The 13,951-nt window shown below is 30.1% G+C and carries 7 protein-coding genes; all 7 read right to left on the reverse strand.

Annotated features, from left to right (window positions below; all coding sequences use genetic code 11):
• Positions 1–5: 5 nt before the first annotated feature.
• The gene (locus QN079_RS10745; RefSeq protein WP_289229734.1) at positions 6–1,151 is read right to left on the reverse strand and encodes a glycosyltransferase family 4 protein; all 1,146 of its coding nucleotides are present in this window, start codon (positions 1,149–1,151) and stop codon (positions 6–8) included.
• A complete protein-coding gene (locus QN079_RS10750) occupies positions 1,148–4,501 on the reverse strand; it encodes a CDP-glycerol glycerophosphotransferase family protein (protein WP_289229735.1) in 3,354 nt (1,117 codons plus the stop codon). Before QN079_RS10750 ends, QN079_RS10745 begins: the two co-directional genes overlap by 4 nt.
• Complete coding sequence (locus tag QN079_RS10755) at positions 4,498–7,398, reverse strand: CDP-glycerol glycerophosphotransferase family protein (RefSeq protein WP_289229736.1); 2,901 nt, start codon at positions 7,396–7,398, stop codon at positions 4,498–4,500. The genes QN079_RS10750 and QN079_RS10755 overlap by 4 nt, the downstream gene beginning before the upstream one ends.
• Before the next feature lie 134 nt (positions 7,399–7,532).
• Positions 7,533–10,838, reverse strand: coding sequence for a CDP-glycerol glycerophosphotransferase family protein (locus QN079_RS10760; RefSeq protein ID WP_289229737.1), 3,306 nt, complete (start codon positions 10,836–10,838; stop codon positions 7,533–7,535).
• A gap of 3 nt (positions 10,839–10,841) precedes the next feature.
• The gene (locus QN079_RS10765; RefSeq protein ID WP_289229738.1) at positions 10,842–12,041 is read right to left on the reverse strand and encodes a CDP-glycerol glycerophosphotransferase family protein; all 1,200 of its coding nucleotides are present in this window, start codon (positions 12,039–12,041) and stop codon (positions 10,842–10,844) included.
• A complete protein-coding gene (locus QN079_RS10770) occupies positions 12,022–12,768 on the reverse strand; it encodes a WecB/TagA/CpsF family glycosyltransferase (protein WP_289229739.1) in 747 nt (248 codons plus the stop codon). The genes QN079_RS10765 and QN079_RS10770 overlap by 20 nt, the downstream gene beginning before the upstream one ends.
• Positions 12,758–13,921 (reverse strand): CDP-glycerol glycerophosphotransferase family protein, encoded by a 1,164-nt coding sequence (locus QN079_RS10775; protein WP_081116199.1) that lies wholly within the window; start codon positions 13,919–13,921, stop codon positions 12,758–12,760. Before QN079_RS10775 ends, QN079_RS10770 begins: the two co-directional genes overlap by 11 nt.
• Between the last annotated feature and the right edge of the window lie 30 nt (positions 13,922–13,951).

Raw genomic sequence — 13,951 nt, forward strand, 5'->3', positions numbered from 1 at the left:
ATCATTTATCTGAAAGTTTTTAAAAGATTGTCCCATAAGCTCCCTATATTTTCAAATAAATATGATTTTGACTTTACTTTCGCATTTTCTCCCATCTGTTCCAAAAGATCATGGTTTTCTATAAGTTGTTCAAGTTTTTCTTGAAATTCTTTTTCATCATCCATAGGAACAACAAATCCATCAACTGAGTCTTCTATAATATTGGTCGGTCCATACGTATCATAAGATATGACAGGCAATCCGACTGACATAGCCTCGATGACAACCATTCCGAAAGATTCAAATCTAGATGGTAATACAAATATTGAAGATTTCGAGAGCTCTTCCATAATTAATGGTGTATTAGGATAGAGAAAAACATTATTATAAATTCCCTTTTCAAAAATAGTATCTAGCATCAAATTAAAATCATTTCCAGAACCATATATTCTCAGTTCCCAATCAGGATATTTTTTTGCAATAGGCTCATATAAGGATATTAATCTCTCATAACCTTTTTCAAAAACAAATCTTCCAGCTGATACGATTACTTTATTGCTGTAATCTGTTTTGAATTCTGTATTATTAATTCCGTTTGGAATTACCTTAATGTCGATCGATTGGTCTAGAAATGCTTCATAATCTTCTTGTTCTTTCGGTGTCAAAACAGTTAAACAATCCAACTCATTATAATATCTCTTTATTTTTCTTTTAATCGTATTGTGATGTGCAGAAAGCTGTGCATGCTCTTGTCCAATTTTTACGACATTCTTGTTAACATACTTAGCGTTAAAAAAATTTAGTGATGGAAATGTAGAAATAACAACATCTGATTTTAAATTTTTTAATGCTTTAATTAATAAAATATCCGTGTACAAAGATAGATTTTTATAAAGGAGTTCATTTCTATCTATGAATAAACTTGGAAGCTTATTAATGGATGCAGCCATCTTAGATTTAAAAGACTTATCTGAAAATTGCTTTCTAGTATTCAATAGCGGCACTAATTTGACTTGCTTATCAATTTCAAACTTAGGCGTATCAAAAGTTTTCTTAATGCTCATTATTGATACATCATATCCATTATTAACCAGATAATTTGCTGTGTTAACAACGGTCCGTACAGTTCCGCCAATTCCATATATATTATAAACTATAAATGTGACCTTCATACATTATCCCTCTTTATTCCTTGATAAGTTCTCAAAAAATTCTCATCATCATGAAAATCAAAAAATTGATTTGCTCTTTCTCTGTAAAAAGGATTGTTTGAATAATTATTTTCCACCGTTTTAATCAATGAAGCTTTTAATTCTTCGTAGTCTTTACATCTGTCTCCAAATAAATCTTTATTAAAATTAATAAACGCCCCACGCTGATTCATATATTCTTCCACATCAAATTGGAAAAATATAATCGGTTTATTTAGATAAGCAAAATCAAATGCAACACTAGAATAATCTGTGACTAATAAGCTTGAAGATTTAATTAAATCTTGTATTGATTCTGTATGACTATCAACTATATCTATATTCGGAAGTTCACTTTTAAAATAATCACCATATCTTCGAAGCATTTCTATGTGAGGTAGAAATTTAAGTACTATGTTATGACCAATAAGAAAATCGGATAAGTCTTTATCATTCAAAAGTTTATAGTAATATTTAAAAAAGTCACTATGTTTAAAATTATCTTCATCTTTTACAAGCCAATCTCTCCATGTTGGCATTACAAAAATCTCCTTATTCTTGTCTAAATAGCTTGAGTTGACTAAATAATCATACCTCGTAAGTCCAGTCACCATGATATTTACTGGTCTAAAATCCATATTTTTGATTAAAATATCAGCTTCCTTTTGTGAACTCACAACCATTTTTCTCATTTTACCTCTATAAGAATTTGGATTAAAATAAACTTTTTTCATTGCTATTATCCCGTGCTGCAGGTGATAAATGGATTTATCATTATTTCTATCATAATGATATAAAGAAGGAATAGCATCTCTTACTCCATGGGACACGATCAATTTTGAGGATAAATGATACTTGTAAAGATGTTTAAAACTATCATAAACCAACAAATTATCTTGATTACTAAATTCTGACAGTTGTCTAGTTACAAAATATGTTTTCTCTGGTACTGATGATTTTAATGAGCTACTAAAAAACAAATAACCATTATCTTGATGTGAAATTCCAAAATTTTCACCAACTAACCAAGTTGGATTTTTATTAAATAGGCGAGAGACAGATGCTCCTATATAAGCTAACCTATTTTTCAAAAGATAAGATTTTGTAATCGGATTAACTAAATATAAAAAATCAAGATACAGTTCTTCGCTTTTAGTATGCCATGAAATTTTATATGCACCATCTTTGTAGCTTTTATAGCAAACTTTCTTCTGGTCCATCTTTCCTTTTAATATATTAAATAAATTATTCTCATCATCCATAATAAGCAACTTAAAGTAACTATTATTCATTTTTAGTGACTCTAAAAATAATGAATCGATTTCGAAAGTTAGCCCGTGCTTTCTTCTAACACCCTTTGCAATGTCAAAAATTTCGTTTCCTTTTATACCAACAAGTCTTACATCTGTTCTGAAAATATCTTTTATAACTATCGTATTTTTTCTTATGCTAAGTACTTCTGTTTTTGTTTGAGAAGATATAGTTAATATTAGTTCATTCTTCGCAAATAAAAACTGAATTTTATACACATCAGATATATTGAATTCAGGATATCTTTTATATTTCTGAGGAGAAAATTTTTCAAATTTGTTCTCATTCATCCTTATAGAATAAATAGTGTCGTTATACGAAAGATCTACATCAATATAGAACTTAAGGTTTGAGATCTCATTAACAATATGAAGCATTTCTTTTTTATCTAAAAAAATAAGAAATTCATTCGTCTCTTTTTTAACAAAACTTTTTTCTAACAGGTGCTTTTCTTCAGTAGTTATGTTTGTTAGACTGACCGACTCATTTTTCACCTCATCTAAATTCAAACTATTAAGTAAGAATTGGTATGCCAGTACTATATGCTCCTCATTTTCATAAAGATATTTAATTCTTGCATTAAGTGAAGAACCGTAAACTGTGATACATCGTTCCTTTGATAAATAGACTTTTTGATAAACTGAAAAATCTTCAGAGAAAATATTCTTTTCTACTAAAAAAGTGGAATCTTTTATTGAATCTGTAACTTTTAATGTAAAGCTATTACCTTGAAAATCATATTCACAATATAAATCATACAGCCCTCTTAACTTATAGATTGATTGATTTAACTGTGACAGGTCAATCGAAATTTCGAATCCATTCTGAGAATAAAGTATTTCACTAGTCTTATTCTTTGTTCTTCTATGAATAAAATAAAATCTAAGATTTGAAAAATTCTTTGAATTTAGCAATGTAATTATTAAATCATGGCTTCCATTTTTGAACAATTCTTTAATACCAAAAATAGGATGTTCTTTTGCCAATCTTTGATTAATACATACCATTGAATTCCTTTCGTCAGATACCAATATAAATTGTTCCTTATAAAATACATTCACTTTTTCTGCAAAAAAATTATCATACATAATTTGATGCACATGTCCTTTTGAGTCCACGGCAAGCATTTGCCATTTTTTTGAATATGGCATCTCAGAAATAATATTATTAATTTCATTCGCAATCTGCTCTTCATCACTCATTCTTGAAGATAATGCAAAAGAAAAAGAGTTTCCGTTTTCATTTTGTATAAACAATGTAAATTCTTCTTTTAAGCTTGATAACTTTTCTAATTGCAATAACTCTTTGCCAAATTTTGAATTGACAATCGAAAGAGTTCCCTTCGAACTAATTTTCACCCAATCTTCCGATATATCTTTTGTCTCTAATTTATATTTTTTTTCTTCATTCTCTACGTTTATGCAAGTAATTGCAGATGTATTTAGTGTGACTCCATCGCAATACTCAAGTTCTAAATTAATTTCACCATAATATTTATGCGAAGTAATAGTTTCCAAATCGATTAGCAGTTTATCATTTATCACTTCAAATTTCGTTTCAAACTTGCTATTAGTTTTATTGATCACTTTCTTTATTTCAACTTTTTTCAATATTTCAGAAGAAAGTGTAATAATATGAGTATTAAGTTCTATGAAAGAAAATGTTAATTTTTTTGTGAGCACGTTCAAAATGCACTCATTATTTCGATATAATATTCGATAAAAAGGACTACTAATAATTTCACTGAAAAACTCAGCTTTTACATTGTACACCTCTATTTTATTTTGGCACTCTATAATGAATTGTAACAGCCATTCCCCTTTATCGAGTAGTGCTACCTGTTCTAAAAGTTCTTCCTTACTCACACTATTTTTATCTACATGAATTTTTTTAGTTATATTTCTTTCTAGATGAGTTAAAACAAGAGCTTTTTTATTATTTTCACCATTTTCTTTAAGAATGATACTACCAAAAGCGTCTATTACAATTGTATCCTGACTCTCTTTGAACTCTATATTCATAATTTCCTCCTCCAGAATAACAATCTTGATTTAATTCTTTGGATAATCAGATCTACAGTTGAGACTTCGATATTCTTTTCTCTCTTCAAAATCTCTCTATAGACTCGCTTAGCGTTATTCTGATCAACAAATGAAAAGTATTTTTTTTGTATATCACTAATTGTATTTTCATCCAGTCCATTTTCAATTGATAGAGAAAGGTCATTCAAAAGATCCTTTTCAGTAATACTCACAGGTCCAAATAAATCTTTATTAAGATCCATATATGCACCTTGCTCTTCTAAATATTTTTCTTGATCAAATTGATAAAATATCGTTGGAATTTTTTGATATAAGGCTTCCCAGGCGACACTTGAATAATCAGTTACTAAAATTGAGGACTGCTTTATTAATTCATTTACCGGAGCTTCCCCAAAGTAAATAATGTGTAAATTTGGATTTACATTCTTAAATAGATGGCTATATTGGTTAAATTTAGGATGTAGGTAAAAATTAGCGGTTAAATCATATTTTTTTAGAAAAGCTGCAAATTCTTGAGAATTTATCAGATTGTTATAAGTAATGAAATATTGAGATTGTAGAAAAACTTTGTCTTCCACTTCCTCCAGCCAGTTTCTCCATGTGGGCATAATAAGAATTGACTTATTTTTTTTACATTCTCCTTGATTCAAATTATCCCATCTTGGTAGTCCAGTTACCACAACTGCATCTTCCTTATACCCCAAATAATCAATGACTATATGTTTTTCGAACTCTGAACTAGTAGTGAACATTTCAGCTTTATTAAGTCCCGAAGCAGAGAATGTATCATCAATTTGCTTAAGTCCCAATACACCATGCTGTAAAAAAACAAAAGGTTTTAAATCCAATGCTTGCCTTACAAGTCCTTTAGATGTTCTCCATGAAAAACCATGACCTTTAGATTCTGATGCAACTATCAGACTGGCGAAAAGCAAATAATATAAATGTTTTCTACTCATAAATGAAAGAACTCGATCCTCCATACCGCTCAATCGCTTAAAGTCACTAGATGTATCGTCAATCACATAAAACAGTTTTTTTTCTGGATGATGATCATACATAAACTTAAAAAAATAATAAGAATTATCTTGAGCAGTTTCTCCATACTTTTCATGCGTCAACCAAAGGTTTTTCAAATCTGGACGCCACCATGTGAATAGAAATTGAAGAACGGCTAATTTTTCATTCCATTTATACTTTCTTGTCTCGAATTTACCTTGAATCCGATAATTTAGGCTTAATTCATTGCTTCTGGTGATGTATGGATATATAAGATAACGTCCATCTATTTCTGAATCATAAGGAAAAAGAAATTGGTTACTGTTTAAGCTATATCTTAATTTCCATTTTGTAACTCTGGATTCATTTTTAATTTTTCTGAAAAAAGTAATTCCCGAATTTGCTTCATATTTTAAATATAAATCTTGATAAAATTGCTCCCAATCATATTTTTGTACATCAATAAAAAAAAGCTGAATAATATTTCCATCTTTTGAGAGCCTCTCAGAGTTAGGAACTATTTGTTTTTCATTCCAATCCTCACCTTTACGAAAATGGATATGAAGACATGATGCCTTAAACTCTGTAGTTCTGGTATCTACTTCTACAATAAAGTGATTTTTTTTTACCGAGATTCTGTTCAAAAGCGGATTGATCCATGAGTATGACTCATTAAGAACTCGCTGATGCGTTCCTATAACATAAGAAACCCTTCCATTTTGAGCGATGTAAAACGACTGACTCAAAAAATCAGAATGATTACAGGCATCTATATTAATGTACTTTCCAATCAATTTAATTTGTTCTTTCAAATAATAATAATCCACTCTACCAGAGGGATAAATCACAGGGAGCTGGAGATCCCCTCGAAATAATTCATCAACTTTAATAGTTGACAATTCTTCAGCAGAAAAGCAATAATAATCATTTTCCTTAAATAAAGTTACATAATAAAACTGATTTGTTTTCCTCTTTTTGATTCTAATTTGTTTTGTTGTTTCACCAACACTAACTCTTTCTACCAATTTAAATTTATATTTATTTGAGTCAAAATGAAAATTAGTTATCGATAAATTATAATTTTCAAAATACCATCTTACACTAAATGGTCTATTTTTTTCAAAAGTTATTGCTATACGTTCATTTTCTTCTAGGGAATATTTTAGATATTTTTGAAATAATGAATTCAATGGCACAAAAAACAAATGCTTTTCATACGTAAATCTTAAATACATTTCATATCTATCAGGTTCCCTTAATATATCATTAAAATTTATTATTATAGAAAATCGATTATTTTCTGCTGAACAAGGAATAAAGCTGTCCCAATTATTCATTCCACCTTGATGAAAATGAACGCCAGAAAATTCAAACTCATTTGAATTATACTCAGCTGTTAATTCAACTTTTTCTGAATAAACTAGTTCTTTGAAAGAGATTATGTTTGCTGAGATAATCTTTTGAGCTACATAGTTAAGCACATTTTGCTTAGAATCAATATATATCAAGAAATCAGTTTTATCTTTTTGGAGGACCCACCAGAAAGATTCATTTATTTGTTCTGGCTGTGTAAACTTGCCAGATAACTTTATATATTTTGTTAATATTGATGGGAATTTAGATTCATTATTGTTGCTGCTAACAATATATAATGGTTTTCCCACTAGATTTTCAAAATCATTTTGATTAACAGAAATAAATGAACTTTGACCGTCTGTAATTATTGGAAATTGGAAACATTCTTCATGAATATCTTTGAGACATAAAATATCCCCCATATTCAATTCTGAATAGTTACCAAAATTTAAATAAATTCTTTCTAACTTGTTTTCTTCTGAACTAAATTCAGACATAAGTGTGTTTTTTTCAGAAGCCATTTCATTTCCTCACTTTATTAAGCGTAGATTTTTTCACATATATGATTGTTTTTTTGAAAAAGAGCAATGGTTATTGCTCTTTTATATAGAATCGTCTCCATGTATATATAAATTATCCTATTTTATATTTCAAATTATTCTAATTCTAAATATAGATTTCTTATTGCTCTTTCATTGTAAGCATATGGATCAAAAGAAACTTCTTTTTTATTTGTCTCTAAGTATTTTTGAATCGCTTCTGCTATTTCCATAGGTGTAAAACCTTTGATATACTGAGAAGATTGCCCTTTTAAAACAGAGATATTGGCAGGTATTTCAGATGCCAAGACTGGCAATTTTAACGTTAGTGCTTCAAGTAGTACCATCGGTTGTCCTTCATAAATAGAAGGAAAAACAAAGAAATCACATTGCTTCATTATATCAAACGGATTGTCCTGATGCCCCAATAAAAACACATTGTGTTTTAGGTCTAACTCTTGGATCAATTGTTGCATTTCCAATTTTAATGGACCTTCCCCCAGAATATACAAACACAATTTTGGGTACTTATTAATCAACATACCTATTGCTTTAATCAAATTCAGTTGGTTCTTCTCTGGTGAAAGTCTTCCCATATTAACTAGATTAATACATTCATTTTTTATTTCAGGTAACCTTAAATTTTGTATTAAATCTTTCTTTATTTCAAAATCTATAGGAGGCTTCTGCTTAGTTTCCGTCGTTATCTCAACAACATTATCAGCTTTGAACCACAATAATTTCCCATCCATCACATTACTACAATAATATTCTACGTTATTCATAGCACCTTTTTTAATGAATAATAATTTATCGTTTTTTTTAAAATCTACGAAAACAGGCTCACTTCCTAAAATTTGTTCAGGTTCAGACCAAGCCACAGAAATATCTTTTTTAAATTTTCCTAGGATAGAAATAGATTCAAAGTTGTCCAAAACAAGTGATTTGCGTTCCGATATTTTATTTAGAAAATATTTTTTTAGCAGCCCAAAATGAAAAATACGATGAAAGTTTGATAAATAATCAGTTTTAACCCATCCAATAGCGCCTAAACGATTTTCGATATAGTAATAATCATAATCATTGATTTTTTTAGTTTTGCTTAGATATACATAAGTATTATTTAAATACCTGAGTGGAGATCTAGCTTTTTCGAAATCATCTAATGAATGGTAGATTAAATCATCATTAATACAATTGACAGTGGCAATTAACGAGCATCTTTCTACCAATTCATTCGATGACGTCTCTGTTTCATTAACAACATAGATATACTTTTTTTGCATCCAACCTCTATATATTCCATTTATTGTTACTTTTACATATTCATGGTTGTCATAAAAAGCGGATGCTATTACATAAAGATTATCATCCTCCGTAATATTCATACTAGAGAAAGTCTTTTTAACTACAGCAGACAAATTTTTAGCTAGCTTATAATTGCCTGACTTAATAATTTTGCCACTAAATCTATAATCATATATTTTTATATCCTCTCCATCAGAAAAATTAAACGAAGGGGATTTATTTGTTAATATCTTTTCAATATCAATTGTATTAGTTGTATATCCAATTTGATCATCTTGAATATACTTACTCAAATTCACTTTATTTACTTCCATTGTTTCTTTTGAAACACTTAAAATACGATCAAACAAGTAATAAATCGAAAAAACTGCTGGTAGATTTTTTTTGTGCGGTGCTTTTCCATTAATGATTTTTTTTGAATCGCTCAATAAATCATTATGCTGAAATATTATTTTTTTTCTACATTTCATGAATGCTATTAATTTTGACCAAAAAAAACTATAGCCACTAAAATCAATAGCCACATCAAAATATACATTACCTACAGCTCTCGCAGCTTCTCTTTCATATGCTTTGCTTGGTAAAATTGTTCTTAAAAATTTTTTCACTGTAAACATTTGAAAAAAAACATCTCTTAGTAATTCACCTCTTGTATATAGAGGTTTCCCAGGTCTAAAAAGCATACGTACATTATGATTGATTTTCTTCAAGTTTTTTACTTCTTCATCTGAAATTGGTTTATTAAGAATAATCGAAACATCATATTGCTGATGATCTATTGTATTAGACAAATTGATAAAGCTAGTGGTTATCCCATTATTTCTCATTCCTCCAGGATATATAACTATTTTCTTCAATTGTGTTCTAAGAGATATCTCTTTAATTTTGGTAGAAGCTACATTGCGAAATATCCTCTCAATATAACGTTGTGTTACCTGTCCATCTTGGTAATAATTGATACTATTTTTCATAGCAACATAACGTTCATAAGATTCAGTAATAAAAGTTTCTTTATTTTCTATTAAATCTATAAGATCTTCTATCGTTTCAGCTACAGGACCTGGAAGATCTCTTTCTTTAATATACATCCCTCGATTTACTTCATATAAATCTCTATCCCATACATAAAAAATAACTGGCTTATCTGTAACTAAATAGTCAAAAAATATACTAGAATAATCCGTAATTAGTAAATCTACCACCGATAAGACTTCATTTGGATCAAAATAATCAGGAACTAATATTGTTCTAATTTGATCATTTTTGCTTAGTGATTTATAAACGTACGGATGTACTTTGACCAAAACATTGTATCGTCCTTTGAAATATTGTTTTAAAAATATTGTTTCATTGATAATTTGCTGCTTATCATTTGAAGGGTTTAGAATAGAAGCTCCCTTCCATGTAGGTGTATATAAAATCGTAGGTAATTGGTCATTGTAATCCAGACCTAATAAGTCAAACTCTTTTTGAGTGTTCAGCCGTTCCGTTTTATTCGTCCTATCGATCCTTGGATATCCGCCTTCTAAAATCGTTCCAGGAAACAATCCATCTAGACGATAGCTTTTTGAGAAAATCTCTGTTGTATGTGAGTTAGGTGACAAGATGTAATCAGCCATTAAAAAATTTCGTACAACATTTTGAGAATGGGCAGGATTACCAGGAATGTCAAATCCCATATATTTCAAAGGCGTTCCGTGCCAAGTATTTATGTATGTTTGACCTTCTCTCTTTAAGAAAAATGACTGGAAAGTAGCATTGTTAATTAAATACTCTGCTGTTGCCAGCCAAAGCAAATATCTTTTTGAGTTTCTTTCTACAAATTCAACATTGTCGAACTCTGCCTTAATACGTTTTACTGTGGGATAATTTAAGTCGTTGATAACCCAGATATGATGAAAATGAGCATATTCGGGATCTTTTACTAAATGCATAAACATTGCGTAGGGAGAATCTACAATCGATTGCCCATCTCGAACTTCATAAAGGATCGTGTTCTTTTGTATTTTCTTTTTACTCGCTTTTATATAGTATGATGCTATTTTGCCATTTTCTGAAACAAAACTAGTCACTACTTTACTTAATATCGTTTTCACATTACTTAAAGCACTCATGTGTTATCCCCTTATATTGCATTCTTTGATCAGTTCAGCTACCTTATTAGCAGCATCACCATTTTCCCAAGAACAAAATTTATTATAGAATTCTAAATATTTCGTATCCGAACATTCTGAATCAATAGTTTGACGACAAAATTTTTCTATAACCTGGTAGAATGACTGTTCATCTAAACAGATAGATCCTGGTACTTCACTATAATCGAAGTAAAATCCTCGGATCCCATTTTCATAATGATTTAAATCATATGGATAGAAAATCAACGGTTTTTTTAATATCAAATAATCGAACATTACAGAAGAATAATCCGTTATGAGACAGTCACTAATTAAATATAACTCATTAATATCCTCATCCGAACATATTTTGATTTGGTCTTCATAGCCATCTATTACAATAGATTCTTTGACTAAATAGTGCGGTCGAATTATCAATGTATCGTCTTTATTCATTCTAGAAGTAAGTTGACTCAATTCAAATGGCATAAAGAACTTGTAGTTTCCTTTTGAAATAAAATAATCGTCCCGCCAGGTCGGTGCATATAATAGAACATGCCCTTTTCTATCTCCAATAATTTTTTTCTTAAGCTGGCTAATTGTAGTATTATCATCTTTGAAACGTACTAAAACATCATTTCTTGGATAACCAATATCTAAGAAAGTATTTTCAAAACCAAACGCCGTCTTGAAGATATTTTTTGAATACTCATTTGGGGCAATCAAGTAATCCCACCGATTACTTTCTTTGTAGAAGCCAGCTTTGTATTTTTGCGTATCAGTATTTGGCATAACCACGTTATCAATATCTGCTCCTAATTTTTTAAGGGGCGTACCATGCCACGTTTGCAAATAAATTGTCTGCTTATTTTTTTTAAGCCATTCAGATAAACGGGAGTTAAAGATCCAAAAACCAGCCCTTGGCATTAACAAAAGCCATTTAAAGGAAAAACGTGAGATAAAAAATATTTCAGGATATTTTTCTTTCGCTTCTGACAAACTTTCTTTTTTTATACTCCAGTAGAAAGTCCAATCTGCAAAATCAGTCGATTGTATCATCTCTTGATAGATCGCTAAAGGATTATCAGAAGGAATTTTCCCGTTAAAACTTTCGAATATAACCATTTGTTTTTTTACTGGAAAAATAGATGCTATAAAATTAAATAGTATTCGATAAAAAAAACTAATTATTCTTTTGATCACTTCTATTCACCAGCTTCCAATAGATACTTTTAACTAAAAAAACAGGCAATTGCGCAATTCTTCCTAATCTGGTCGGATTACTTAACGAGCGATACAACCATTCTAAGTGAAGGTTTATAAAAAAATTAGGGGCTCTTTTTACATGACCACTCAAAACATCAAAGCTCCCACCAACATCTTGAAAAACAGAAGCGTGTATCGCATTCATATTTTGGGCAAGCCACCGTTCTTGTCTGGGAAATCCTAACGCAACAAATACAAAATCTGGCTTTACAGCGTTTATTTTATTTACAATTGACTCATTATCAAGAGTCGTATAACCGTCTATAGCACCCGCAATCCCTAGGTTGGGGTACTGATCATTAATATTTTTTATCGCATCAGACAGCACTTCAGGTTTAGCGCCATAAAAAAAAGCACTCATCTTATTTTCATTTGCGTAACCTAGCAATCTTACCATTAAATCATAACCAGTAACTCTTTCTTTTATCTTTCCTCCAGTTAATCTTGAAACAAGAACCACTCCGACTCCATCAGGTATCCGATGGGTACTCTGATTGATAAACGTTACGATATCTGGATGTTTTCTGCTTTCAGTAATAATCTGCGGGTTTACACTAATGATAGTCATTTTTTTATTACTATCGATATAGTGAGGTAAATCGTCCATCACTTCTCCATAGGTGATTGGATCAACTAAAACGCCCATTATATTTTCAGATTTCATATTGCTTATCAATCCATTCTAAAAAAGAGTCAATGGCGCGCCCGGAAACATACGTATTCCAAGTTTGGTTAAAATCTGACAAATCCTCATTTCCCATCGTCTCTATACTGGAAAAAAGTTCCTCGGAGGATTTCACAATGGAAGAACCTATATCTTTCTTAAACTCTTCTTGAATTCCGACAATTTCATCGTACAGTTCAAAATCATAACAGAAATAAATGATCTTCCCACGAGGGTTTACTAAAGAATATTCAAAAGGTACTGAAGAATAATCTGTAATCAAACAGTCCGCCATTGCTATTAAATTTTTTAAATCGTAGTCCTTATCATCTTTAATAAAATATTCTGGGTATTGGTTTGCTAATTCTATCATCTTTTTATCATGTGGATGTGGATGAATGAATAATGCCCAATCTTCATTCAGTTGATTTGATATAGAATCAAAATCTAAGGGATTATTATCATCGGTATTCTCTCTGTAGGTAGGTAAATAAAGAGCGATTTTCTTGTTCATATCCTCTAGCAAAGCGTTTTTTTGATAAGTTATTGTTTCATCATCTAATTGATAGTAATAATCAGTTAATGGATAGCCGAACTTTAGAAAGATCGGATCAATATTATAACTATCCTTGAAAATCGTTGCCATTGTGGGTGAACTTACTACAAAATGAGTAAATTTATTATAAACTTTCTGATAGCGCCGACGATCCGCAGGAGCAGCATTTTTTGCATACTGTGCTTGAAGACCAAACTTTTTAATTGCTCCATTGGCATGCCAAATTTGAACAACATTCGTTTGTTTATCTAATATCATACCACCCAAAAAAGCAAAGTAATTATCACAAATGATCAATTTTGACTTCTTTAGTATCGGTATGATTTTTAAACAAAGGATTGCAAAGGAATCCACAAGATAGCTCTTAAATCCTTGTTTCTCAAATACTGAAACCATTTGTCGCGCATTTCTGGTGTAACAAATTATCAGTCGATCACCATAGGCTTCAGCCAGAGCTTCCAAAACGTAGTTGCTTGTTGAAGGAAAACTGACAAGAAAAATGATTTTATCATTTTTACGCCTTTTCCCTAAGGAACAAAGACGAACTAAAAATAAATATACTTCTTTTGATAATGAAACAAAAAAATTTTTTTTCATAATTACCCTCTATTTTCACATTAGTTCTTA

This window comes from Enterococcus sp. FZMF, assembly GCF_030263915.1.
Taxonomy (GTDB): Bacteria; Bacillota; Bacilli; order Lactobacillales; family Enterococcaceae; genus Enterococcus_D; species Enterococcus_D casseliflavus.

Coding starts and splice junctions, on each gene's coding strand:
- QN079_RS10745 (WP_289229734.1), bottom strand. CDS start 1,151: ATGAAGGTCACATTTATAGTTTATAATATATATGGAATTGGCGGAACT.
- QN079_RS10750 (WP_289229735.1), bottom strand. CDS start 4,501: ATGAATATAGAGTTCAAAGAGAGTCAGGATACAATTGTAATAGACGCT.
- QN079_RS10755 (WP_289229736.1), bottom strand. CDS start 7,398: ATGGCTTCTGAAAAAAACACACTTATGTCTGAATTTAGTTCAGAAGAA.
- QN079_RS10760 (WP_289229737.1), bottom strand. CDS start 10,838: ATGAGTGCTTTAAGTAATGTGAAAACGATATTAAGTAAAGTAGTGACT.
- QN079_RS10770 (WP_289229739.1), bottom strand. CDS start 12,768: ATGAAATCTGAAAATATAATGGGCGTTTTAGTTGATCCAATCACCTAT.
- QN079_RS10775 (WP_081116199.1), bottom strand. CDS start 13,921: ATGAAAAAAAATTTTTTTGTTTCATTATCAAAAGAAGTATATTTATTT.